We start from the raw sequence: 25,419 nt of genomic DNA, 5'->3' as shown, positions 1-25,419 counted from the left end.
ATACATAATTTTGTCATAAAACTATTGCTCATTTATTCGACACAGTATACGATTAGATTCGTATTATCATTAAAAAATGACAAAAATATAGTAATTTTATTGCATATTGAGGAAATTCAATGGCTCGAGACAATGCCACAATAAAGCCAACTGAAGCAGAGCTTTCGTTATTAAATATTCTCTGGAAGATTGGTCCTGCAACTGTTAGGCAAGTGCATGAAGCAATTAGTGCCACGCAGAATACTGGGTACACTACCGTGTTAAAAATTTTGCAAATCATGCACGAAAAATCATTGGTGATCCGCGATGAAAGCAACCGTGCACATGTTTATGCTGCTGCGAATAGTGAAATGCAAACTCAATCATCCTTATTAAAAGATCTTGTCAGCAAAGCGTTCGGTGGTTCAACTTCAAAATTGGTGATGAGGGCACTTGATGAATCAACCAGTAAAGAAGAGATTGAAGATATAAGAGCATTGTTAAATCAATTAGAGAAACACGATTAATTAGTTAACATGATGTCAGAAAGCATACTAAACAGCCCAGTTCTTTATACTGTTGCATTAACCTTGTTGCACTTTTTATGGCAAGGTTGTTTAGTAGCGCTCGCATTAAAAGTTTTACTTTCAATCACATCTTATAAAAATCCACAATTGAGATATGCTTGGGCTAGTTGCGCGTTAGTTATTTGTCTTGTGTTACCAATCGTTACTTTTAATATAGTTGAAACACCTGACTACTTAAATTCAATATCATTAAATAGCGATAACCTTGTCGTATTCAGTGAGCAAGTGATTCCTTCAGTCATAAACCCGCATTGGTATTATTCCGCCATCGATGGTTTACCATTAATTACGCTCGCATGGGTTTTCGTGGTGATCATGCTTTGTATCAAGCTGATTATTGAATTGACCAATGTTCAACTATTAACACTAAAGCATCAAGTGGCGGTAAATCCTGGGTTACAACTTCGTTTCGAACAACTTTATCAGCAGTTTAGTTTATGGCGTAAACCGACATTAATTGTCTCACTTGCGACCAGTGTTCCGATGGCTGTTGGTTGGTTGAAACCCGCGATTTTAATACCTGCGAGTATGGTATCTGGATTAAACACCGCGCAATTAGAGATGCTCATTTTACATGAACTTGCTCACATAAAACGTCACGATTACTTAGTGAATTTCTTACAGACATTGGTAGAAATTTTACTTTTCTTCCATCCCGCTGTCAGTTGGATTTCCAAGCAAATGCGCAATGAGCGCGAATATTGTAGTGACGATATTGCCGTTAAACATTGTGGCTGTGCGGTCGCCTACGCACATGCGCTAGCAGATACCGCAAGTCACTGTCACCAACATCGAAATCAGCCAATCCCTAACATGGCGATGGCAGCTTCTGGTGGTGATTTAAAACAGCGCATTGTACGTTTGGTGGGTGACGAACATAGTTGTAGCGCAGCAAGTGATTCAGGTAAAGTCTTTGCCTCTTTAATTATTCTGTTTGCTATTTTAAGTATCTTTTCAAAGCCAATTATCGACAATGAAGTCATTGATTGGGGCGCTGGACGTATTTCACTGATGCAATCAGCAAGTGAATTTATTGATACAAGTCGTTTCAGAGACAACGACATTGACGCGCTGCCGCGCAGCTCATTGGCGCAATTATTAGTCAATGACAACTTTGTTAATCTAACAGACAAAGAATCGGTCATGGTATTAGCCACTGACGCCGTTACTAAACCACAACGAAGCCATGATCCTATTTCAGATGATGTTTTAGTGCGACAAGCAAGCAATAAAGGTATCGAAAAAGATGAAAAGTCTTATGAAAAAATAGCTCATTTTTCTCAGGCTGAAAGCAATGTTGAAGAGCGTAATCACGAACTGCTAGTTGACAACGATAATACCCCATTAACAGATAAACTAGAAGCTTCTGAGAATAGTGAAGCCAACGTTTTACTTGATGAAATCAAAGAAGATAAGCAATCAACGCTGACAGAACAGGCATTCGCACGCACCGACTCAGACGCTCAGCAGCCAATGTTTGAAAATCCCTACGCTAAACAAGTTGCTTCGCTAATCGATAAACCGTTGCCGCAAAGTAAAAGCACAGAAAAATTCAACGCTGCCTATAATCAAGTGATCAATCAAACGAAGCTTCAACTTGAGCCACCTGCCGATAAGCCGAAATTTAGTAAGCCAACCATTACTCGAAAAACGTCTGCAAAGTTAGTGTCTTCTGTAGATCCAAAGTATCCATCAATTGCAAAACGAAGGGGTATTGAAATAGATATTTTGGTTGAGTTTGTTATTGATAAAGATGGGCGTATTTCAAATCTAGAATTTGAGCAAAAAAATAGAGTTAGCTATTTTAGGAATGCGATTAGAACCGCTATGAATCAATGGCGCTTTTTGCCTGCTAAGGTCAATGAAAAGCCAGTAGAAAGTAAAATGGCAAAGATTTTCTCTTTCAATCTGTTGAAATAGTAAAAACCTCTCACTATCAATAAGAGGTTTATTAAAACATAATCGAACAAATATCATCGTCAACAAAGTGGCTTAATGGCGCATTGAATGCTTTCTGTGATGCATTTTTTCGGCTTTTTCGCGTTGTTCTTCCGTTAATAGTTGCGTCATTTGATGTTTATGTTTCGCCCTTGCTAATGCCATTTTAGCGAACGTATCCTGATAACTTACATAAAGATTAGTAAATGCCTGCTCGTCAAAATCTTGCACTTCGGTAAGTTGTTTTACGTGTGATTTAAACTGAGCTAGTTCATTACGGAACGATTGCCTTTGCTCTATTGCTGATTGACGTAGTTGCTTCATTTGCTCAAGCTGCTGCTCGGTTAAATCAAGAAAATGCGCCATTCTTTTAAAACGTTTTTCATGATGCTCTACCATCATTTCATCCATTTCAAACGCTTCTGCTAGTACCGGTTTCACCCAAGCACTTAAACTGACTGAATAGAAAACTGCTGCCATCAAGGCCAATTTTTTAATTGATGTCATCATAAGATAACTCCTCTTGTTAAAGTTCAATTACAGTCTACAGCTGGCAATGAAAAGAAACGCAAATGAGTGTAAATGTTTTGTAAAGGTTGCTCATAAAACCCGAGATTGGTTTATTATAGAGTCAACTACCGAGGATAATGGCGAATCAAATTATTTATGACTAAAAATATTCTGATCATTGACGATGACAAAGAGCTAACTGATCTCTTAAGCCATTACCTTAGTAATGAAGGTTATATTATCGAGTGTTGTCACGATGGTGTTAGCGGCCTAGCTAGGGCATATGAGCAACACTTTTCCCTGATATTGTTAGATGTGATGATGCCGGGTCTTAATGGCTTTGAGGTATTAAAGGCCTTGGGCGGAAAGCATAGCACCCCGATACTCATGCTCACTGCCAAAGGTGATGATAACGATCGAGTGCTAGGGTTGGAGCTTGGTGCAGACGATTACCTCGCTAAACCCTTTCAACATAAAGAGCTTTTAGCTCGAATTAATGCCATTTTACGTCGTATTGAAATCGTCAAAAGTCAAAAGCCGCAAACCAATATGCTTGCCGTCAATGATGTCGTCATTGACAACACAACCCGACAAGTTTTTTGCGACCAACAGCTGGTTGAGCTAACCGGAACTGAATATCAAATTTTAGAGTTACTGATGAATCATCATGGCCACATCGTCAGTAAAGAAAAACTGTCTGAGCAAGTCCTTAATCGCCGTTTAAGCCCTTTTGATCGTAGTATCGATATGCATGTCAGCAATATTAGAAGAAAGTTACAGAAAGTAGCACCTTCGAACGAACGATTAAAAACTGTGAGAGGCTCTGGATACATCTTCTTAACTGGCGAGGGTTCGAATGTTTAGTGTTATTAGCAAGTACCTTTCATCTATCGCTTTTAAATTGTTTATCTCATTCTGGCTATTTGCCCTACTCTCTATCGCTTTAACCCGGCTAATTTCCGCTCAATTGGCACAAGAAAGTATCGTTATGCCACTGCATCAAAATGATATTTCAAAATTACGGCATATAAAAAAGCGCTTTGATAATCACCGACAATTGTCTATTAAACGCTTCCTCGAACGAACTCCCCCCTTTAGCGGCGAAACGATTTTGCTCAAAGATGTGATAACGAATAAAGTTCAAGCCAGCGAAAGACGTTTTTTAACGCCGTTAATTCCGTATTTGGAAAAAAATAGCTTTGCAACTCCCGTTAGCATCCAGTTTGCCAACGCTCGATTAACCGGCCCACTAGAAGTTGAAGTGGACAGCAAGAGCTATCAGCTCTATTTGGCGGTGCGAGGTGAAAACCCCCATTTTCAAAACTTTGTCATGCATCTCCCCGCATGGGCTCGGTTAATCATCCCTATTCTCGTCAGTATGTTATTAGCATGGCTGATTTCACGTTCACTCAGCAGACCATTAGTCAAGATGAAAGCTGCCGCAGCAAAACTCGGCAATGGTGAATTAACCACTCGAGTTGATGCCCAAGCCACCGATCGCAAAGATGAATTAGGTGAACTGGGTAGAAGCTTTAATCAAATGGCAGAGAAGCTTCAGCAGAATATCACCGCGCAGCAAAGATTGCTTGGCGATGTCTCCCATGAGCTTAGGTCGCCAATGACAAGGTTGCAAATGGCCATCGGCTTAGCATTGCAAACGAATAAAGATAACAATAGTGATCTCAGCGCGCACCTAGAGCGATGCGAGTTAGAGGTAAGTCGTCTCGATAAAATGATTGAAGATGTGCTTTCTTTATCACGCTTAGAAAACATACTGGCACAGTTACATATAGAACCACTCAACTTGCAAAAGCTCACGAGCAATTGTATTGCTGACTGCCAATACTTAGCTAACGAGAAACACATTACCATTGAAGCGGAGAAACTTTCAGCAATTGAAATAGAAGCAGATAAGAACTTAGTCATCAGCATCATTACCAATATCTTAACCAATGCGGTGAAGTATAGTCCTAATAACTCGATAATCAACGTGCAACTGATACGCCTTGATGGCAATTTTGTCTCTCTTACTGTACAAGATAACGGACCAGGTGTTCCCGAAGAGTCCTTAGCACAGTTGTTCCAACCCTTCTATCGTGTGGCACAGGCCAGAGATCGGCAAACTGGTGGCACAGGTTTAGGTTTGGCTATTGCACAACAAGCGGTAAATGCACACCATGGCGATATATTTGCTAAAAATAACCCCGATGGTGGCCTGACGGTTACCGTCAAACTTCCAATTAAACAAAGTTAGCGGTAGGCTAGGACGATATCTGCGCAACGATGTAATGACGAGAATTAAGTTTTCATGGAAGTACCAGCAACGCAAACGACCTATCACGAGTTTTGGCAAAAAGGCGCTTTCTTAGCGTTTAGTGGTATAAATGGTAAGCGAATCGAGTATGCCGAGTTTACCCATCAGCAGCCATGTCAGGACCTGATCATTGTGCCTGGACGTTGTGAAGGCTATCTTAAATATCAAGAAGTCGCTTTCGAGCTTTTTCAGCAAGGTTATAATATTTATATCATCGACCATCGCGGTCAAGGCTTATCAGAACGTCTCACCGAAAATCCTCACAAAGGTTTTGTTGAAAATTTTGATGATTATTGTGAAGACCTCGCTTATTTTATTACCAACATTGTTAGTAATAAACGTCTCGACTCGACAGGGCCTTACGTCATTGCACATTCAATGGGTGGAGCCATTACCATTAGGCTGCTACAAAAGCATTCAAAATTGTTGAGTGCAGCAGTTTTATGCTCACCGATGATAGCTATAAACCGAGGAAAAATACCCAAATGGTTCGCTAAAATTCTAATTACCGCTGGATGTTGGATTAATCGATTGTTGAGCAAGTCACCCTGGTATTTTTTCGGGCAAGCAGATTATTTAGCGACCCCGTTCGTAGAAAATAAATTAACCCATGATAAACAAAGGTATCTATCTTTTGTTGAGTTGTACAAAGCGGAGCCTCAATTGCAATTAGGAGGCGTTACCTTTCATTGGTTAGCGCAAGCAATTAAAGCAAATGAAATCATTTTTGCTGACATGGATAAGATCATCACTCCGCTTTACATGATTCAAGCAGGTTGTGATGAAATTGTTGACAACACAGAGCAAGATAAGTTTTGTCAGTTATTGCATCAACGTAAACCAGAGGTTTGTCCTCAAAGTAAGCCGCTAACAATTGAGGGGGCACACCATGAGTTGCTATTTGAGCAAGACCGTTTTCGTGAGCCCACCATTAAAGCCATACTCAACTGGCTGAATGAGCTATCCCTTAATAATGATAGCAATTGAAATAAATATTTATTCAATTGCTATGAGTAAGAAGATCTAGAATCTACTGGATCATGATGTATCAGCACTTCACAAGGCGCAAACCTATCTTCAATTGCTTTTTCAATGAACACGCCTATCTGATGTGCGTCAAACAACGATAGTTGCTGATCTAGCTCCAAATGAAGCTGAATAAAGCGCATATTACCGGCTTGGCGCGTTCTTAAATCATGAAACCCTCTGGCATGAGGATGTTGCTGAATAATCTGAGTGATTTGTTCGAGCTCTTGTTCAGATAACTCTTTATCCATAAGATGGTCAACACTCACCCACAGAATTTTTAGTGCGCCAAACACTAAGTAAGCCCCGACCGCTAGCGTAAAAATACCATCCGCTTGAACAAAAATACTTTCACTTAAATACAACGAGAGTAATACGCCAATATTTAACGCAAGATCTGAGCGGTAATGCAACGCATCGGCGCTAATAGCGACTGAATTGGTATGCTTAATGACATAATGCTGCACTAACACCAGCGCAAGGGTCAACACGATAGCAGCGACACTGACAATGATACCAACCTCAGAATTGACAATAGCCTTGGGAGTAATAATTCTTTCTACCCCATTGATAATCAGTAAAAGCGCAGAACCAAGCACAAAGGCTGATTGTACCAAACCTGCTAAACTTTCGGCTTTACCATGGCCAAATTTATGTTTGTCATCAGCTGGAGCAAGTGCAAAGCGCAAAATAATAACGTTCATTAGCGAGGCAAAAAGATCTAACAGTGAATCCGTTGCAGAGGCCAGCATTGCACTAGCACCCGTTACAAACCAAGCATAGAGTTTTAAAGAAACCAAAAGCAACGCTGTGAGTGTTGCCCATAGCGCAGCAAACTTAACTAAATAGCGATACTGTTGGTGTTGATCTTTTGGATTCATTACGTGCTCATCTTGTAATAGTAACGACAAATAGTTCTCGACTATGCCCATTATCGTTATAATAAGCAGCTTAGCAATTTAAGAGAAGTAATTATGTTAGATGTCGTGTTGTTTGAACCACAAATTCCACCAAACACAGGAAATATTATTCGTTTGTGCGCAAATTCGGGCTTTCGGCTGCATTTAATAGAGCCGCTTGGTTTTGATTTTGACGATAAAAAACTTAAACGTGCTGGGCTCGATTATCATGAATTCGCCGCGACTAAACGACACAAAAATTACCAAGAGTTTTTAACGACTGAACAACCAAATCGCGTGTTAGCCATCACCACCAAAGCAACTAACTTTTACGGTGACGTTAGCTTTCAACAAGGGGATTACTTACTTTTCGGCTCAGAAACTGCGGGGTTACCAGACTATGTGCGCGATCAAATACCTGATCAAGATAAAATCAGGATCCCAATGCTAAAAGATAGTCGTAGCATGAATCTATCAAATGCCACTGCGGTGATTATTTTTGAAGCGTGGCGTCAAATGGGCTTTGCCAACGGTGTCTAATGGCGAGCCTTAAATCTATTCGTATTTTTGCTCTCTAGAAAGCAGATCATATGCGGCTAATTTCGCCGACTTGCCGCAATAGAGTACTTGGTAGATTTGTTCAACGATAGGCATTTCCACACCCATGCGTTTTGCAAGCATATGTACCTCTTTGGTATTTCGATAACCTTCGACAACCTGTCCGATATCGGCCATAGCTTGCTCAACGTCTACCCCTTTACCAAGCGCTAAACCAAAACGGCGATTACGAGACTGGTTATCGGTACAGGTTAACACTAAATCACCTAAACCCGCCATGCCCATAAAGGTAGAAGGCTCTGCATTTAAAGCCGCTCCTAAGCGAGTCATCTCTGCAAGACCACGAGTGATTAACGCTGTTCTCGCATTAGCACCAAAACCGATCCCATCGGCCATACCAGCGCCTATTGCGATAACGTTTTTCACTGCGCCGCCAAGTTGAACGCCAATAAAATCTTTATTGGGATAGACTCTGAATGATTTTTCACAATGTAACAAGGCAGATAAATCTTGAGTAAAGCCATCATCAACTGACGAAAGCGAAATAGCCGTAGGCATGCCTGCTGCCATTTCTTTAGCAAAGGTAGGCCCTGACAATACGGCTAGGGGGATATCTTGGCCAAGTGCATCGATAGCAACATCTTGCAAAAGGCGACCTGTTTCGTGATCTAAGCCTTTGGTTGCCCAAGCGATGCGCGAGTCTTTCTGTAACCAAGGTTTTATTTTTGTCAAAATATCCGAAAAAGCATGGCTTGGCACCACAACTAAGATATTACGACTGCTTTTAACCGCTTTTTCTAAATCAGCTTCAACGGCTAAACTACTTGGAAATGTAATCCCTGGTAAATATTTTTCATTGCAACGATTAACTGACATCTCAGTAATGTCATCTGCATTACGACCCCATAACAATACATTATGGTTATTTCTGGCTATACAGATCGCTAGGGCCGTGCCATACGAACCAGCGCCTAAAACAGTGATGTCAGTCATACGTGTTTCAACTAGTGAGCTTCGCTGTTCGTTTCTTGTGCAGCATTCGCTTCGGCTGCTTTTTGCTGAACATATGAAGCAAATAAAGCATCAAAGTTTACTGGTGCAAGGTTAATCTGTGGGAATGAACCACGATTTACCAAACTAGCTACGGCTTCACGCGCATAAGGAAATAATGTCGTAGGACAAAATGCACCAATAGTATGTGCCAATTGAGCTTCCGGTAAGTTACCAATGGTAAAAATGCCCGCTTGTTGAACTTCAGCTAAAAACGCTGTTTGACCTTCAACCGTCGCAGTAACGGTTAATGCCAATACAACTTCGTAAGTGCCTTCGGCTAACTTATTTGAACGAGTATCTAGGTCAAGTTTTAATTCTGGCTTCCATTCTTTTTGATAGATCGCTGGTGAATTAGGTGTTTCAAAGGATATATCTTTTGTGTACACACGTTGAATTGCAAATTGTGGAGCAGATTGCTGTGCGGCATTTTCGCCGGCATTATTTTGAATTTCGTCAGCCATTATAATTTCCTGTTGATAAAGTGCTAGCGCACTTAATTTTAATAAAAGTTAGTCAAATTCTTGAGACAATAAGTCATCAAGTTTGTTTTGTGCATGTAATGCATAAAGTTCATCACAACCCCCAATGGGTTGCTGATTAATAAAGATTTGTGGGACAGTATAACCACCACTGCGCGCAATCATTTGTTCGCGAAGCTCGTTATTACCATCAATCTTAATCTCGCGATAGGTAACACCTTTATGATCTAGCAAGGCTTTTGCTCTTACACAATACCCGCATGTTACCTTGGTATAAATTTCAACTGCCATTATGCGCCCTTACATCTGTTACTTTTTAACAGGTAATCCCGCATTAAGCCAAGCATTCATACCGCCTTTCAACAAGGCTGTTTGGTTGAATCCAGCTTTATATAGCTTGTTAGCAATAGTTGAAGCGGTTATACCTGCAGTACACACTACAATAATGGGTTTATCTTTAAACTTTTCAAGGCTGCTAAGTTCATTCTTATTGATTTTTTCGGTACTCAAATGTTTTGCATCAAGAATATGACTGGTTTTAAATTCTTTTTCGGTGCGAATATCTAAAATAATCGCGCCTTCTTTATTAACCATAAAGGTCATTTCTTGTGGGCTCACTTGTTTAATTGGGGATAACTTAATTCGTATTGACACCACAACGATAGCCAAAAAAATACCAACCCATGCAGCACTTAATATTGGATGTGCTGATAAAAAAGCGATAAATTGTTCCATAAAGATTCACATAAATTAATAAATAAAACTGGCGACAGTATACAGATTATCGGTATTTTTTACACTATAAAAGCCGATTTTACTGTCTATTGAACAAATAATATCACTTACTGTATTTAATAGGCGATTTTTGTCTTGCTTTACTAAAGAAATGTCGAGGATAGCTTGTTATAATGTGTTGGTTTGTTAAACGCGATAATGAAGAGGATAACAATGTCTGATAAGCAGTCTACTGTACTTTTAATACTAGATGGTTGGGGATATCGAGAAGAAAGCGATGCTAACGCAATATTTCATGCTAACACTCCTGTATTAGATAATTTAATGGCAAAATATCCTACTATGTTAATTCAAACATCTGGCATGGCAGTTGGTCTTCCAGATGGACAAATGGGTAATTCAGAAGTCGGCCATGTTAATTTAGGGGCTGGTCGCATTGTTTATCAAGACTACACGCGTATCACTAAAGCAATACAAGGTGGTGATTTTTATACTAACCCCGCACTTTGCCAAGCAATAGATAAAGCTAAAGAGACAGACAACGCCGTCCATATTTGTGGTTTATTATCTCCGGGTGGTGTTCATAGTCATGAAGAGCACATTTTCGCTGCCATTGACTTAGCTCACCAACGCGGTATTCAAAAAATCTATCTTCATGCCTTTTTAGACGGTCGTGACACGCCTCCTCGTAGCGCAAAAGCGTCACTTGAAAAAGCGGAGCAAAAATTTGCCAGCATAGGTTCAGGGCAAGTCGCTTCAATTGTTGGACGCTATTATGCAATGGATCGCGATCAACGCTGGGAGCGTGTCGAGGCAGCCTATAACCTTATCACCCAAGGCAAAGCAGAATTTCAATACGATAATGCAGTAAAAGCGCTCGAACAAGCCTATATCCGCGAAGAAAACGATGAATTTGTCAAAGCGACAGCCATAACAACAGCTTCTGGTGAGACCATTCAATTAGAAGACGGTGATGCATTAATTTTTATGAATTTTAGGGCTGACCGCGCAAGACAATTTACCCGCACATTCACCGAAGCAAACTTTGACGGTTTTTCTCGCCAAAAACAGCCTAAGCTCGCAGATTTTGTTATGCTTACTGAATATGCAGCTGATATTAAAACCAGCTGCGCTTTTCCACCTACCCCATTAAACAATGTGTTAGGCGAGTGGTTAGAAAAGCATGACAAAACCCAACTTAGAATTTCCGAAACCGAAAAGTATGCGCACGTTACCTTTTTCTTTAGTGGTGGAAAAGAAGACACCTTTAAGGGCGAAGAACGTATTTTGGTGCCATCTCCACAAGTTGCCACTTATGACCTACAACCAGAAATGAATGCAGAATTACTTACCGACAAATTAGTCGCAGCGATTGAAAGCAAAAGCTATGACTTTATTGTTTGTAACTACCCGAATGGTGATATGGTCGGTCATACCGGTAAATTTGATGCTGCAGTAAAAGCGTGTGAGGCGGTTGATGCCAGTATTGGTCGAGTGATTCAAGCACTTGATAAAACCGGGGGCGAATGCTTAATTACCGCAGATCATGGCAATGCCGAGCAAATGGTTGATGAAAAGTCAGGACAGGCCCATACCGCACACACCTGTGAGCCAGTACCATTAATCTATTATGGCCGTGACGCTAGCGTTGCCAAACAAGGTGCCCTAAGTGATATTGCGCCAACCATTCTCTATTTAATGGGCTTAGAGCAACCTCAGGAGATGACCGGTTCATCACTAATGACGCTAACGCCGAGAGCTTAAATTAGATAATGGCAATTCGGTCTTTGTTGTTGAATAGTGCTGTAGGGTTAGGTAGCTTTTTCTATCTAGCCTGCTCTCTCATAGCAGCTAGCCCTGTTAATGCCTTTCAAGATTCAGATGACAAACTGTCTCAAGTAAAACAAGCAATAGATCAGCAAAAAACAACCATTCGCAGGGTCAACAGTGAGCGAGCAAAACTTGAATCAACATTAAAGCAAAACGAGTTAGCCATTGCCGCGGTTGTCAAAAAACTTAACCAAACCCAACAAGGTTTAGCAAATACCAAGAAAAAGTTAGCACAGTTAGATCAACAACAAAAACACCTCAGTAAACAAAAAAAGCAACAAGAAACCTTGCTAGCAAAACAACTTAGAGCCGCATACTCCTCCGGTAACCATGACTACATTAAGCTATTACTCAACCAGCAAGACCCAGGTGAAGTGCAACGGAATGTCAGTTACTACCAATACCTCAACAAAGCTCGCATCAGTGAAATAGAACAATTTAAGTCGACCATTGATGAGCTCGAGCAAGTGGAGCTAGCACAACGCCAACAAGCTCAGCAATTAGAAAGCTTGCAAGTACAGCAAGCAAAACAAAAACAAGATCTTGATGCTGGCCAAGCTCAGCGAGAACAAACCTTAAAAGAGCTAAATAAAGAGTTGCTGTCTAGTCAACAGCAACTTGAACAATTAGAGCAACAAGAAGCTGAACTTGTTGCAGCTTTAGCTCGCATTGCCAAATTGAGCCAGCAAGAGGTTAATCTCAAAGGACTTGATCATTTAAAACGAAAATTATCCTGGCCGGTTAACGGCAAAATACGTCGTAGTTTTGGTTCAAGAAAACAAGGATACCTAAAATGGAAAGGTGTGTTGATGTCTGCACCATTAGGTAACACCATAAAAACGATACACAATGGCACCGTACTATTTTCAGATTGGCTAAAAGGCTATGGATTAGTCATCGTTGTTGACCATGGTGATGGTTACATGAGCCTTTACGGACACAACCAAGCACTACTGAAGTCAGTTGGCGACCGCGTAGAGACGGGGGAGCCTATCGCATTAGTTGGCCAAAGTGGTGGACAAAGTCAACCGGGTCTGTATTTCGAGATCCGACACAATGGCGAGGCAGTTAATCCTAAGTTGTGGTGTCGATAATAAAAATACAAAAGACTATCGATTTAACACTGCGGAACTGCTAACCTAAATAACATTAACTAAGCATATAACTATAATTATTCACGTGCGAATACTTCTCTTTTTAACACTATTGCTGTCAACCTTCGCTCATGCTTATGAGCAAGCGAAAGTTGCAATTATCATTGATGATATCGGTTATCGAAAAACCGATATTGCTACGTTAACCCTCCCTGGCAATGTCACTTTTGCAATACTACCGCATACCCCGTATGGAAAAGCGTTAGCAGAAATTGCTTATCAAAACGATCATGACATCATTCTTCATATCCCCATGGAGTCAAATAACAACCTTAAAGCCCTTGGGCCTGGTGCATTGACACGCGATATGGATGAACAAGCTATTCGCGATACCTTGGCGCAAGCTTTTGATGAAATTCCCTTTGCTATAGGCATCAACAATCATATGGGAAGCTATCTAACCACGCAGTACACGCCAATGGCATGGACGATGCGTTATTTAAAAGAGCAGAATATGATTTTTGTCGATAGTGTGACCACCAGAAACAGTAAAGCAAGAAAGGTTGCTGCCCATTTTGGCGTACCCAACCTTGGTCGAAGAATATTTCTCGATAATAAGCTTGAACGAGCTTACATTACTAAACAGTTTAACGCGTTAATTCGCTATAGCAAACGTAACAAAAAAGCGATCGCGATAGCTCACCCTCACCCAGAAACAGTAGAAGTATTAATTGATTTGATACCAACGCTTGCTGAGCATGGTATCAGTTTAGTACCACTTTCAGGTTTATTTAGCGAACCAAGCTATAAAGAAGAGCGCGTTCATTCTGAAGAATAACGCACTTTAAGCTGAGTAGCTTTGAATGATTGACTGTCCAGACACTACTCAGACGGTCATAAACCGGCTTATTTAACCAACCAGCTAATGCTGTGCTCTGCCAATAATTCTTGTAAATGCTTTACCGGGATTGCATACGTAATCCCACTCGGGTTACTAATAACCCCTTCTTTGGTTTTTTGAACAAACACTTTATTGATCACCCCGATCACTTCCCCCGTGTCTACTCGATAAAGTGCGCTGCCACTATTGCCAGGGTATGCGGTAGCATCTAGTTGATAGACGAGATAAGGATCACGCAATCGTTTTAACATCGCAACATTAATTTTTCCGGCATCACTAACGGGTGTGATCGTTGGTGTAACACCAGCAACGATGCCACGATGGGTAACAGAATACAGTCCTAATATCGACCCTATTGGAAAACCAGTAAATGCGACATAACTGCCTTCTGCAATAAAATCAGGATCAGCAAGAGACAATGCGGGTAATGGAGCCCCTTCTAATTTTAGCACGGCTAAATCATATTTGGCCGACGAAGCAACAAGCTTGGCTTCTCTGACCTCAGCATCTTTTCCTTGGCCAACAAACACCGCCATCCGTTGCAATAATTGACTGTCAAGCTCATCGGGTAATACATGAAGGTTAGTTACTACATAGTGACCATTGCCGATCACAAAGCCACTACCATTTAAGGTATTTTGCGGCCGCCCTGTCGGTGTATGAACCCCAATACCAACAATAGATGGCTTTATCTTCGCTACCGTATCGCTTAACTGGGCATAGGATAGTTGAGATGCTAAGCAACACAATAAAGTCAGTAATTTAAAAAAGTTAAACATAACAAGGCGTGATATCTAATCAAATGTTGGTTTTAGTGTATCAAAAAAAAGTTTGTCATTAGGTAAATTTCTTTTTTTTTACCATAATTACAAATAAGTAAGTACTGACCCTTGGGAATTCATGTTGACGGTTACAAAAAAAATAGTCCCTATTTTTGCGGGAGGTGGCACACGCTTACCGGCCCATGTCGGTATTTTACAAGCATTGCAAGAATTCAACATCGAGTTTGATCACCTCGTTGGCGTGTCAGGTGGCAGTATTATCAGTAGCCTTTATGCCGCAGGACTGACCTTACCAGAAATAAAACATGTTGCTTTGCATACCGACTACAACCAATTTAGAGAGTTCTCGCTGATTAAGTTAATCCGTAACGGTGGCCTGAGCTCTGGTGATGTTTTCGAACGATGGGTTGATCGCCTGCTCGGTGGTAAAACCTTTGCTGAGCTTGATAAAAACCTTCACATCGTGGCTACCGATGTTGCTCGTGGTAAACCGGTAATTTTTGATAAAGAGCGCACGCCTGATGTCAAGGTTTCATTAGCGGTAAGGTTTTCAATGTCGATCCCTTTAGTCTTTAGTTTTAAAACCTTTGGTAAGCACTTAATGGTCGATGGCAGTATTTTATCTGAAGATGCTCTGCATCGCGACTGGGCTAAAGACGGAACTCCGGTGATCTGTTTTCGACTCAAGGGAGAGTATGAATACGACGAAATAAAGACCAACGGTTTTTTCCCGATAGTACAATACATCAGTCTATTAATTCGAACCTTTATGACCACCATTTCGCGAGAATATATTAACAATGAATTTTGGCATAATACTGTCGTCGTCAATACGGGGCTATCTTCAGCCGTCGACTTCACCATGACACCAGCACAGAAAGAAGCGTTATATTTTAAGGGTTATCATACAGCGATAAAAATTTTACCGATAAAAGTAAAAGCGTTAAGCCAAGCATTAGTCAGTTAAAATACTGCCATACATCTATTTTTATTATTAATTTACTTAGACTCTACTTGATGAGCTTAGCATAGCTTGTAATAATGACTCTGCTAACTGCATTGTCCATTTAGCATATTGTTATACACTACGGATAAGATATGGTTACCTTTGTTCATCAGCTTTACCAAACGGCAGTTAGCGAGCATCCCAATAAGACTGCGCTAATCTACAAAGATCAATATTTAACATATCGCGAGTTTGATGAACAAACAAAACGATTTGCCACGAATCTATCATTATTGTCTATTAAGACAAATGAGCGTGTTGGCATATTCATTGATAAAAACTTTGAAGCACTCACGGCGATATTTGGATGTAGTGTCGCAGGTACTATCTTCGTGCCAATAAATCACCAATTGAAAACGTTGCAAGTTAAACATATCGCCAACGACTGTAATATAAAACTACTGGTCACCAACCAAGCAAGGTTAGCGCAGTTAAACGATACACTCGAACAGTTTAACGATTTAACCCATGTCATTCTTATTGACGGTGATATTGACGAATCCAACATCGGCAAAATAAAAGTCCTAAGCTGGGCACACTATTTTTCGCTTACCGCGACCTCTCCATTAACCGGGCCAATTACTGGACAAGATGTCGCTGCAATTTTTTATACTTCAGGAAGTACAGGAAAAGCAAAAGGTGTAGTTTTATCACACAGCAATATTGCCTTGGGGGCACAATCTGTGGTGACCTATCTAGAAAATAACGAAGATGATGTCATTTTGGCCGCATTACCGTTGAGCTTTGATTATGGCTTTAATCAAATAACCACCAGTTTTTTAAGTAATGCGACCTGTGTACTTCTCAATTATTTATTTCCCAATGACATCCTAAGAGCCGTTAAGCGATATCAAGTAACAGGGCTGGCTGGAGTCCCACCTTTGTGGCATCAGCTTTCACGGCAAGATAAACTGCTAAACGATGGCGTATCATTGCGTTATTTTACTAACTCTGGTGGAGCACTTGCATTACCAATACTCGATAAACTGCTCTCACTCCTGCCAACAGCCAAACCTTATCTAATGTATGGCTTGACTGAAGCATTTCGCTCGACTTACCTTGCCCCCGAAAAAATTGATGAACGCAAGGGGTCAATTGGAAAAGCTATCCCGAATGCGAATATCATCATCGCTAGGCCCGATGGCAGTGAATGTGATTTTGAAGAAGAAGGCGAAATAGTGCACATGGGGCCTTTAGTGAGTTTAGGGTATGGGAACGCACCAGAAAAAACCGCTGCTCGATTTAAAATAAACCCCAAAACCTTGTCGGGTATAACCATTCCTCAGACTGCCGTATGGACAGGGGATTATGCTAAAAAGGATAAAGACGGTTATATATATTTTGTTTCTCGCCACGATGACATGATTAAATCTTCTGGATACCGAGTCAGTCCAACTGAAGTTGAAGAAGTAATTTTTCAACTAGATACGATTCATCAGGCAGTTTGTTTTGGCATACCGCATCCTGAATTAGGACAAGCTGTAATTGCAATTATTTCTCCAATACCAAATTCAAGTGAAACCATTTTCCAGGAAGTTAAGCAACATTGTTTACGCAACTTACCCAATTACATGGTTCCACAAGCATTTATAACCTTGAGTGAATTACCATTGAATGCCAACGGAAAAATAGACCGACAACAACTAAAAGCAACTTATCAGCACCATTTTTCAGCCAGTGAAAACACATGACGATACATGACACGATAAAAAGTCAGTTTGCTCAGCAAGATCAACAACTATTGATTGGTGGAAAATCCCTCCAAGAAATTGAACTAATGCTTGGTAGTACGCCATTTTATGCGTATGACAGAAACAAACTTAGTGAAAAAGTGAATCATTTAATTAAAAAGCTTCCTTCACAAGTCAAACTGCACTATGCCATTAAGGCGAACCCTTACCCAGCGTTAGTACATTATATTGCGCCATTAGTCGATGGCTTTGATGTCGCATCCCGAAAAGAAATGCTTTTAGCTCTTGAAACGGATATGTCGCCAAAAGATATCAGCTACGCTGGACCTGGAAAAAGTAAACAAGATTTAACGGCGGCAATCGTTTCTGGTGTCACTATACATGCTGAATCTATCAATGAACTCGACACAATAATCTTAATTGCCACAGAGCTTGATGTAATTGCTGATGTAGCGATTCGAATAAACCCTGCTTTTGAGCTAAAGTCGTCAGGAATGAAAATGTCCGGTGGAGCGAAACCTTTTGGCATTGATGAAGAGCTTGTTGAAGACATCATCAGACACTTAAACTTTGATAGGGTAAATTTACGTGGCTTTCATATTTTTGCTGGCTCTCAAAACCTCAACGAGCAAGCGATTATTGACGCTATCGAGCAAACGTTTAACTTAATGGCAAAATTGATACCTTATAATCCAAACAAATTAGATTACATTAATATAGGTGGTGGCTTTGGTATTCCTTATTTCCTAGGAGATAAAGAACTTGATATCGATGCTATTTTATCCGCTTTACAACATCAAATGACAAAACACCAAGAATTAATTAATAAAACTGATCTTATTCTAGAGTTAGGACGTTATCTGGTAGGTGAAGCGGGAGTTTATGTATGCAAAGTGGTTGATAAAAAGCACTCTCGTGAAAAAACGTTTCTAGTTTGCGATGGGGGGATGCATCACCATTTAGCAAACTCTGGAAATTTGGGGCAAGTCATTCGAAAAAATTACCCCGTCAGTATTGGCAACAAATTGAGTGCAGAATCAAACAATGTAGAACGGGTAAATATTGTTGGACCATTGTGCACCCCTTTGGACATACTTGCTCAATCGGTTGACTTGCCGTGTGCCGATATTGGAGACTATGTGGTGATTTATCAATCAGGTGCTTATGGTGCCAGCGCTAGCCCACAAGGCTTTTTAAGTCAACCCTTAGTTAGCGAAATTTTGCTTTGATATATCAATAAAATATCAATTAATATGAGGTAAAAACAGCATTAGCTGTTATATTTAGAGATACCTGACCGAAACATCAATAATTTGTAAATGGACAATGACAAACTATTCAATTGCAGAGCATTTTAATCAATATTTTAGGATTCGGTTTGCCGATACAAAAGCGCTAAGACAAGAAGCCTTTAAAATTCGCTACGGTGTTTATAGCGAAGAGTTAGGTTGGGAACCTCAAAATAGTGAAAAGATGGAAACAGATGAGTGCGATGACTATGCGTTTCATTGCTTACTTGAGCATCGGCGCACAGGAGTATTCGCAGGATGTATAAGATTAATTATTCCTCCTATTGAGTCACCAGATAAGCAATTGCCGTTTGAAGAAAATTGCTTAAGCAGCGCCCGCAAAGATGTTTTTGACACCACCAAACTTCCACGTGGATCTTTTGGAGAGATTTCACGTCTTGCAGTGCTCGCGAGTTTCAGACGACGTGACAAAGAGAAGAATGTCCCTTTCGTATTGAAAAATATCGACCCTAAAACAGTTTATAGTGAAGAAGAGCGTCGTAATTTTCCAAATATTGCCATGGGTTTATATTTATCAGGCTTAGCTTTAGCAAGCTTGTGCGAGCATGAAGGTATTGTAGTAATGATGGAGCCTCGTTTAAATAGACGATTAAAGCGCTTCGGACTTCCTTTTAAGCAAATAGGCGACGTGATGGAGTATCATGGGCAAAGGGCTATGTTTTACTTGCACCGCGAAGACTTTCATCGAGAGCTTACCGACCAGTTAGAGCAACTATACGGCATTATTCATAACGACTTGCTTGAACAGGTAGAGTTTAAGCCCTTTAACGATAGCGGATATCGAATTCCAAATACTGACGTAACCGATAGATAATTAACATGTCTAATTTTGACTACGATCTAGCATTCTCCCGCAATATCGGCTGGTTCACAGAAGAAGAACAAGCCATTTTAAAAACTAAACGCGTAGCTATTGCAGGCATGGGCGGTGTTGGTGGCTCTCATTTGCTAACTTTAGTGCGTGTCGGCATCACTAAATTTAACCTATCCGATTTTGATGAGTTTGGCTGTGAAAATACCAACCGCCAAGTTGGCGCAAATACGCATACCTATGACAAAAAAAAGCTTGATGTCATGGTCGAAATGGCCAAAGCCATTAACCCAGAAGTTGACATTAAGTTATTCCCCGATGGCATAAATCCTGAAAATACTGAAACATTCCTAGAAGATGTTGATTGTTATCTCGATTCACTTGATTTCTTTGCTATTGAACCCCGTAAACTAGTTTTTAAACTCTGCGCTGATAAAGCAATCCCCGCGACAACCGCTGCTCCAATCGGTATGGGCACCGCCTATCTTAATTTTTTACCCGGAAAAATGACCTTTGAAGAATATTTTCGACTTAATGGTTATAGTGAAAATGAGCAATACTTGCGTTTCTTTCTTGGTCTAACGCCGGCAGCGTTGCAAAAAAGCTATTTAGTCGACCCTACTAAGCTTGATCTTGCTAATAAAAAAGGCCCTTCTACCATGATGGGGTGTCAACTCGCCAGTGGCGTTGCTGGGTCGCAAGTCGTCAAGATATTACTCAATCGTGGTGATGTTTTAAATGTGCCTTGGGGGCTGCATTTTGATGCCTACACCAATCAATTCAAAAAGACGTGGCGCCCAGGCGGTAACAATAACCCGATACAACGATTAGCATTTAAGCTCGGTAAAAAGAGACTCCTGGACAATCCTTTGCCGGTAAAGAAAGAAGAAAAGCCATTGTCTATAATGGAATCGATCTTAGATTTGGCCCGCTGGGCCCCCAGTGGTGATAACGCGCAAGCATGGCAATTTGAAATCTTAAATGAAAATGAAGTCATTATTCACGGTTTAGATACCAGACGTCATTGCGTTTATGATTTAGATGGCCACTCTAGTCATCTTTCTCATGGTATTTTATTAGAAACCCTGTCTATCGCCGCCGCTGAGTTTGGTTTTAAATTAACTCATAAAATTGACAGTACTTATCCAGAGCACATTCAAATACATTGTCAACTTCAACGAGACGAAAATGTTGAGATTAGCCCGTTATTTCCATACATCAAAACACGCGCTGTTCAGCGCCGTTCCATGGGTAGTAGCCCGTTAACTGAACGTGAAAAAGCAGAATTAACACTAAGTATTCCTGCAGGTTACAGCGTTCGTTGGTATGAAACTTTTGATCAAAAATTGGCAATTGCAAAGCTCAATTTTCGTAATGCTAAAACACGCCTTACCATGGAAGAAGCTTTTCACACCCATAAAAATATTATTGAATGGCACAAACAATTTAGTGAAACCAAAATACCAGAACAAGCCTTAGGCGTTGATTGGCTAACCGCGCGCATGATGCAATCATTATTTAAAAGTTGGCAGCGTGTTGAATTCTGTAATAAGTTCCTCGCTGGCACTTGGTTACCCCGTATCCAGCTTGACTTTATTCCAAGCCTAAAAAGTACTGCTCACTTTGCTATTCAGGCTGATAAAGAACCTGAAACTATTGAAGAGTACATTGAAGCGGGTCGCGTAATCCAACGATTTTGGCTGACAGCAGCCAAGCTTGGTTTGGGCTTTCAGCCTGAACAAACACCGGTCATATTTGCTAAGTACTTACGCAAAGATATTCCTTTCACCAAAAATGAAAGTGTTATAAAGAATGCTAAGAAAGGAAAAGCAATGTTTGATAAAATTGTTCCTGATAGTGAAAAGACACTTTTCTTAGGGCGCATAGGCCGTTCACAGCTCCCTAAATCACGGTCGATTAGAAAGCCTCTTAAAGAGCTAATGTATCAGCCATAGTCCTATTGTATAAATTAAGTAGCAGATAAACCGTATAGAATACTTATGGTTTTATCTGCCATTAACGCCCCCCCTACAAAATCACCTAGTCATTAAAGTACAACTGTATAAACGTGTTCTAAGCTCTTCTTACTCAATCTGTACCGCTAGCCCACAACTTTCTTTAACGAACCTTCGACATTGGCAATCAAAGCTCTGGTTAAAGTTTGGACATAAAAAAACCGAGCTAACGCTCGGTTTTTTCTAAGCTTGATTAGATTAAGCGCGACGACGTAAGCCAGCTAAACCTAGTAAACCTAAACCTAAGATAGCAATAGATGTTGGCTCTGGAACTTCAATACTCATGTTACCATCGTGCTTGATTTGGAAAACTTGCACGTCATCACCATCAGATGGTAAGTTATTTGCCGCTAAGAATGCTTCTTGTTCTGCATAAGTAGGGAACAAACCTATAATATTTTGAACTGTTACAATTAAGTTAGCTGTTGCAACCGCACCATTATTTAAGTGATTGTTTAACTCTTCACCATTGTATGAGAAGTATGTATCAACAGGTACAAAATCCAAGAACAAGTTACAAACACCAACGGTGCCGAAGATGTTACAGCTACCACCGTTCATGGTCATGCTACCGATTGTTGTACCACCGTTAAACACTTGCGCACCTTGACCATCTAATGTCAAATCAGTGTCGATAACCAAATCTGCACTACCACCAGCAAACAACACTTGCAAGAAACCTGGGTCAGTTGATGCTTCACCAGAGAAGCTATAGTCCAACCAAAACTCGTAAGCAGAAGGCGTATAGTTAGCACCACCAGTACCAAAAGAAATTAAGCTTGTTAAACCAAACTCGGTAAAAGCGTCATTACCTGTAATTGCTCCATCACCATCATCTGTTTGAGTCACTGTTGCAAAATCATCGTCAAAGTCAATATTATCGAAAGTAACATCAGCATCACCGAATAAAGAACCATTAAAGGTTAAAACAGACGCGTTTACACCGAACGTTGTTGTTGCAGCTAAAACACCTGCTAAAAGTAATTTTTTCATTTTCCCTTTCTCACTTAATCAATTAATAAAGATTTGTTGCTAACCTATATACAACTAGCATGCCAAAAAATTAAAACTCAATATATACAACGACTTATAAGGTTGGTATTTTTTTCATCTTGTAACATTGTAAAATTTTCTGACATCTATAATCGTTGCTTTATCTTGTTATATTTCTCTTGAAGATCAGGGCTTATGTTATTTAATTTGGCAACCAATTCGCGAGCTTTTTCTTTATTGTTATTTAATAAGTGAGCATTAGCCAAGCTTAACATTACTTCAACATTATCAGGTGATATTTGTAAGGCTTGATTAAATACTTCGACAGCCTTTTCAATATTGCCTAGCGCAACATGGATTTCCCCAAAAGTATCTAACACCGCAACATTAGCCGGTGCTAATTCTTTGGCTTGTCGAGAATACCCTAAAGCCTTATCGGCATTACCAAGATGCAACTCACCCCATGCAATGTTATTGAGCAAAACCACATTATCCGGATGTTTTTTTAGTAGCAAATAATAGTTCGCTAAAGCTTTTTCCGTTTCATCTGTCAACAAGTACTCAGAAATTAGCGCTTTTACAGCAACATTATCAGGATGTTTGGTTGAGTATTCTTGCAGCACTGTTAATGCTTTTTTTTGCTGGCCTTGCATTCTTAACATATAGGCATATTTAAGTAAGGCATTGGAACCTTCGGTTTGGGCAAATATTTGCTTGGCAGTATTCGCTGCTTGTTGATAGTTCCCTTCCAACTCAGCTAAACGGTATAGTACACGCTTAACATTGATACTCGTTGGGTATTTGGCAGACAAACTCGTTATTATGTTATTTGCTTGCTCAAAATTTTTCTGTTCTACCAAAGCTTTAGCTAATGCTAATTGGTAATTACCATTATCTGGCTGTTGCTTTAATAACAAATTAGCAAAGCCCTCCATTTCTTTATATTGTGCCGCTAATCTATAGGTATCCAATAGCTTAAAAACCAGTCTATCACTCGTCCTTTCTGTAGTACTTGCTTCTTCCAGAACACTAATGGCAGCTGATATATTATCGCTTTGTTGATAAGCAGTAGCTAACGCTAGCCAATATCTATCACTTAAATAGCTTTTCCCTTTTTGTTTATTGAGTACTTCGATTGCTTTTGGGGTCTCACCAGATTGCAGGTAAACCGCAGACAGCGTTAACAATATTGATTCGTTATTATTGTATTTAGCATAAAGCGATTCTAGAAAACTTGTGATGTTGTAACGATTAGGGGCTTTGGATTGAATAGCAATTAGTTGCGTTAAAGCACCAGTGTGTGATGGTTGCTCATTTAGCGCTTTTTTTAGAAAATCTGTTGCTTGCGCTAACTCACCTTCTTGATGAGCGATTAATCCCAAATAGTACAAGGCAGCAAAATTGTTACTCTCTAGAGAGAGCACCTTATTAAACTGCGTTTTCGCTTTACTTTTATCATTTTGATGGTTATGGACTAACCCTTTAATAATCAAACCATGCTTTTGAGTTAATTCATCTTTAGCTAACTTATCAGCTAAGACTAAGGCTTTATCAGTCTGACCTTGCGCAATAAACTGTAAAACCGTAGCAACAATAACCTGTTGGTTTTGAGGTTCTAAAGCGATAACTTTTTCTAAATATTCTATACCTGTTTTATCGTTTTCTTTTAAAAGTAGCATCCCTTGGTGGGCAAGTAACTTAGGATCACTCGGACTAGCCGCTAAAGCTTTACTGATAATTTCATTTGCCTTTTTAAAGTCTTCTAGTTTTATTAGCTCAACTGTTGATTGCTTCAATAAGTCGATATCAGACGCTGACCAATTTTCAACTAACGCTAGGTTATCTGCCTCATCAGCCATATAACCAAGTTTAACTTTAATTAACGTCAGTATTCTTCCTAAAGGTTGCTCTTTACTAAGGAAGCCTTCAATACTCTTTAAGTTACTATACGCTCTTTCAATTTCATCAAGTTGAAATGCACTAACACCAGCAATCATTCGTGCCATAGGCATTAACGCTGTTTTAGTTGTTGCTTTGTCAGCATAAGTTAATGCCTCTCGATAATTTCCTTTTGAGTATTCTACTTGCGCTTTGTATTGATTTAACAGCGGTGCATTTACATTTTGAACTAACAACTTATCGATAATTGGTTCAGCAACATCGAGGTTATTATCATTTATTAAACTGTTAATGCGAAATAAGATAACTCTGGTATCAAACACGGCTGTTTTAGATAACTTTTGATAGGCTTGTTGAGCCATATCATAGTCACTCAATGCGTGGTAACTATGGCCTATTATCAAGTTCTTAAGATGCCTTAACTCCGCAGAGCTATATGTTTTGTTTAATAGGTTAAGCGATTGCTCATATTGACTATCTTTAAATGCTAAATAAGCTTGGCCGATTGAAATGATTTCTTCATTTTGTGAGCTACTCGTTACTTGATGTAGATATTCTTGCCCTTTCTCAAGTTCATTTTCTGTATAGTAGGTGAGCCCTGTATATAAAATTAACAGGGCATAATTGTCTTTGTCTATTTCTATAGCTTGATTAATAAGAGATTCCAAGCCGACAATATCCTGAAGGTTCATATAAGCAAACGCCAGCCTTGAAACGGTTTGCGGGTTGTCACTGCCTAACTCTATAGCACGAGAAAGCTCTTTTTCTGCACTTTGATAGCTCCCTTGTTGCAAGTATGCATACCCTAGTAACTCACGAGCTTCAATATGACTTGGCTCGAGTTGAACCGTATTTTTTAATGAAATAATTGCTGATGATAGTTCACTGGACTCAATTTGTTGTTTTGCTAGGTTAATTAATTCCGCGGTATTTTTATTCGGGCCACAACCGACCATACCAAACATACTGAGCATTAAAATGGTACAAGCTAATTTGTTTTTATTCATTT

The 25,419-nt window shown here is 39.9% G+C and carries 23 protein-coding genes; 14 read left to right on the top strand and 9 right to left on the bottom strand.

What is annotated here, in order from left to right:
* Positions 1–119 precede the first annotated feature (119 nt).
* Both ACSLUH_RS04950 and ACSLUH_RS04945 read left to right on the top strand, forming a co-directional pair.
* The gene (locus ACSLUH_RS04950; protein WP_448565194.1) at positions 120–506 is read left to right on the top strand and encodes a BlaI/MecI/CopY family transcriptional regulator; all 387 of its coding nucleotides are present in this window, start codon (positions 120–122) and stop codon (positions 504–506) included.
* Positions 507–515: 9 nt separating this feature from the next.
* The gene (locus tag ACSLUH_RS04945) at positions 516–2,486 is read left to right on the top strand and encodes a TonB family protein (RefSeq protein ID WP_448565193.1); all 1,971 of its coding nucleotides are present in this window, start codon (positions 516–518) and stop codon (positions 2,484–2,486) included.
* Positions 2,487–2,558: 72 nt separating this feature from the next.
* Here the strand turns inward: ACSLUH_RS04945 and ACSLUH_RS04940 are convergent, their stop codons facing one another.
* Positions 2,559–3,014: a Spy/CpxP family protein refolding chaperone gene (locus tag ACSLUH_RS04940; RefSeq protein ID WP_448565192.1), complete on the bottom strand. Its 456-nt coding sequence runs from the start codon at positions 3,012–3,014 to the stop codon at positions 2,559–2,561.
* A 156-nt stretch (positions 3,015–3,170) separates the two neighbouring features.
* Between ACSLUH_RS04940 and ACSLUH_RS04935 the strand changes: the two genes are divergently transcribed.
* The 3 genes from ACSLUH_RS04935 to ACSLUH_RS04925 are packed head-to-tail and all read left to right on the top strand — an operon-like array spanning position 3,171 to position 6,315.
* On the top strand, positions 3,171–3,878 hold the full coding sequence (locus tag ACSLUH_RS04935) for a response regulator transcription factor (protein WP_448565191.1): 708 nt from the start codon (positions 3,171–3,173) through the stop codon (positions 3,876–3,878).
* Positions 3,871–5,268, top strand: a complete 1,398-nt coding sequence (locus tag ACSLUH_RS04930; RefSeq protein ID WP_448565190.1) for an ATP-binding protein — start codon at positions 3,871–3,873, stop codon at positions 5,266–5,268. The genes ACSLUH_RS04935 and ACSLUH_RS04930 overlap by 8 nt, the downstream gene beginning before the upstream one ends.
* Positions 5,269–5,322: 54 nt before the next feature.
* The gene (locus ACSLUH_RS04925; RefSeq protein ID WP_448565189.1) at positions 5,323–6,315 is read left to right on the top strand and encodes an alpha/beta fold hydrolase; all 993 of its coding nucleotides are present in this window, start codon (positions 5,323–5,325) and stop codon (positions 6,313–6,315) included.
* Between the two features lie 20 nt (positions 6,316–6,335).
* Here the strand turns inward: ACSLUH_RS04925 and ACSLUH_RS04920 are convergent, their stop codons facing one another.
* Entirely contained in the window at positions 6,336–7,265 is a 930-nt protein-coding gene (locus ACSLUH_RS04920; protein WP_448565188.1) for a cation diffusion facilitator family transporter, read from the bottom strand.
* A 63-nt stretch (positions 7,266–7,328) separates the two neighbouring features.
* Here ACSLUH_RS04920 and trmL point away from each other — a divergent pair, with 63 nt between their 5' ends.
* Positions 7,329–7,793 carry a tRNA (uridine(34)/cytosine(34)/5-carboxymethylaminomethyluridine(34)-2'-O)-methyltransferase TrmL gene (trmL, locus tag ACSLUH_RS04915; RefSeq protein WP_448565187.1) on the top strand — a complete coding sequence of 155 codons (465 nt, stop codon included), beginning with the start codon at positions 7,329–7,331 and terminating at the stop codon, positions 7,791–7,793.
* A 15-nt stretch (positions 7,794–7,808) separates the two neighbouring features.
* Here the strand turns inward: trmL and gpsA are convergent, their stop codons facing one another.
* The 4 genes from gpsA to ACSLUH_RS04895 are packed head-to-tail and all read right to left on the bottom strand — an operon-like array spanning position 7,809 to position 10,078.
* On the bottom strand, positions 7,809–8,804 hold the full coding sequence (gpsA, locus tag ACSLUH_RS04910; protein ID WP_448565186.1) for an NAD(P)H-dependent glycerol-3-phosphate dehydrogenase: 996 nt from the start codon (positions 8,802–8,804) through the stop codon (positions 7,809–7,811).
* Between the two features lie 11 nt (positions 8,805–8,815).
* Positions 8,816–9,325, bottom strand: coding sequence for a protein-export chaperone SecB (gene secB, locus ACSLUH_RS04905; protein ID WP_448565185.1), 510 nt, complete (start codon positions 9,323–9,325; stop codon positions 8,816–8,818).
* Positions 9,326–9,373: 48 nt separating this feature from the next.
* On the bottom strand, positions 9,374–9,634 hold the full coding sequence (gene grxC / locus ACSLUH_RS04900; protein ID WP_448565184.1) for a glutaredoxin 3: 261 nt from the start codon (positions 9,632–9,634) through the stop codon (positions 9,374–9,376).
* Between the two features lie 18 nt (positions 9,635–9,652).
* Complete coding sequence (locus ACSLUH_RS04895) at positions 9,653–10,078, bottom strand: rhodanese-like domain-containing protein (protein WP_448565183.1); 426 nt, start codon at positions 10,076–10,078, stop codon at positions 9,653–9,655.
* 213 nt (positions 10,079–10,291) lie between these two features.
* Between ACSLUH_RS04895 and gpmM the strand changes: the two genes are divergently transcribed.
* The 3 genes from gpmM to ACSLUH_RS04880 all read left to right on the top strand — a co-directional run bounded on the left by gpmM (position 10,292) and on the right by ACSLUH_RS04880 (position 13,840).
* On the top strand, positions 10,292–11,842 hold the full coding sequence (gene gpmM, locus ACSLUH_RS04890; RefSeq protein WP_448565182.1) for a 2,3-bisphosphoglycerate-independent phosphoglycerate mutase: 1,551 nt from the start codon (positions 10,292–10,294) through the stop codon (positions 11,840–11,842).
* Positions 11,843–11,850: 8 nt separating this feature from the next.
* Positions 11,851–13,002 (top strand): murein hydrolase activator EnvC family protein, encoded by a 1,152-nt coding sequence (locus ACSLUH_RS04885; protein WP_448565181.1) that lies wholly within the window; start codon positions 11,851–11,853, stop codon positions 13,000–13,002.
* An 85-nt stretch (positions 13,003–13,087) separates the two neighbouring features.
* Positions 13,088–13,840, top strand: coding sequence for a divergent polysaccharide deacetylase family protein (locus tag ACSLUH_RS04880; protein ID WP_448565180.1), 753 nt, complete (start codon positions 13,088–13,090; stop codon positions 13,838–13,840).
* 68 nt (positions 13,841–13,908) lie between these two features.
* Here ACSLUH_RS04880 and ACSLUH_RS04875 read toward each other — a convergent pair whose 3' ends face one another.
* Positions 13,909–14,682, bottom strand: a complete 774-nt coding sequence (locus ACSLUH_RS04875) for a S1C family serine protease (RefSeq protein WP_448565179.1) — start codon at positions 14,680–14,682, stop codon at positions 13,909–13,911.
* Between the two features lie 121 nt (positions 14,683–14,803).
* Here ACSLUH_RS04875 and ACSLUH_RS04870 point away from each other — a divergent pair, with 121 nt between their 5' ends.
* The 5 genes from ACSLUH_RS04870 (at position 14,804) to ACSLUH_RS04850 (ending at position 21,458) form a co-directional block, all read left to right on the top strand.
* Positions 14,804–15,652 carry a patatin-like phospholipase family protein gene (locus ACSLUH_RS04870; RefSeq protein ID WP_448565178.1) on the top strand — a complete coding sequence of 283 codons (849 nt, stop codon included), beginning with the start codon at positions 14,804–14,806 and terminating at the stop codon, positions 15,650–15,652.
* 131 nt (positions 15,653–15,783) lie between these two features.
* Positions 15,784–17,382: an acyl-CoA ligase (AMP-forming), exosortase A system-associated gene (locus ACSLUH_RS04865; protein ID WP_448565177.1), complete on the top strand. Its 1,599-nt coding sequence runs from the start codon at positions 15,784–15,786 to the stop codon at positions 17,380–17,382.
* Positions 17,379–18,611 carry a pyridoxal-dependent decarboxylase, exosortase A system-associated gene (locus tag ACSLUH_RS04860; protein ID WP_448565176.1) on the top strand — a complete coding sequence of 411 codons (1,233 nt, stop codon included), beginning with the start codon at positions 17,379–17,381 and terminating at the stop codon, positions 18,609–18,611. Before ACSLUH_RS04865 ends, ACSLUH_RS04860 begins: the two co-directional genes overlap by 4 nt.
* Before the next feature lie 97 nt (positions 18,612–18,708).
* Complete coding sequence (locus ACSLUH_RS04855) at positions 18,709–19,506, top strand: PEP-CTERM/exosortase system-associated acyltransferase (protein WP_448565175.1); 798 nt, start codon at positions 18,709–18,711, stop codon at positions 19,504–19,506.
* Between the two features lie 5 nt (positions 19,507–19,511).
* Positions 19,512–21,458 carry a ThiF family adenylyltransferase gene (locus ACSLUH_RS04850; RefSeq protein WP_448565173.1) on the top strand — a complete coding sequence of 649 codons (1,947 nt, stop codon included), beginning with the start codon at positions 19,512–19,514 and terminating at the stop codon, positions 21,456–21,458.
* 258 nt (positions 21,459–21,716) lie between these two features.
* Here the strand turns inward: ACSLUH_RS04850 and pepA are convergent, their stop codons facing one another.
* Positions 21,717–22,511, bottom strand: coding sequence for a flocculation-associated PEP-CTERM protein PepA (pepA, locus tag ACSLUH_RS04845; protein ID WP_448565171.1), 795 nt, complete (start codon positions 22,509–22,511; stop codon positions 21,717–21,719).
* A 146-nt stretch (positions 22,512–22,657) separates the two neighbouring features.
* Positions 22,658–25,417 carry an XrtA/PEP-CTERM system TPR-repeat protein PrsT gene (prsT, locus tag ACSLUH_RS04840; protein WP_448565169.1) on the bottom strand — a complete coding sequence of 920 codons (2,760 nt, stop codon included), beginning with the start codon at positions 25,415–25,417 and terminating at the stop codon, positions 22,658–22,660.
* Positions 25,418–25,419 lie beyond the last annotated feature (2 nt).

This window comes from Thalassotalea ganghwensis (assembly GCF_053485795.1).
This window is presented reverse-complemented; position numbering and strand designations above follow the sequence as displayed.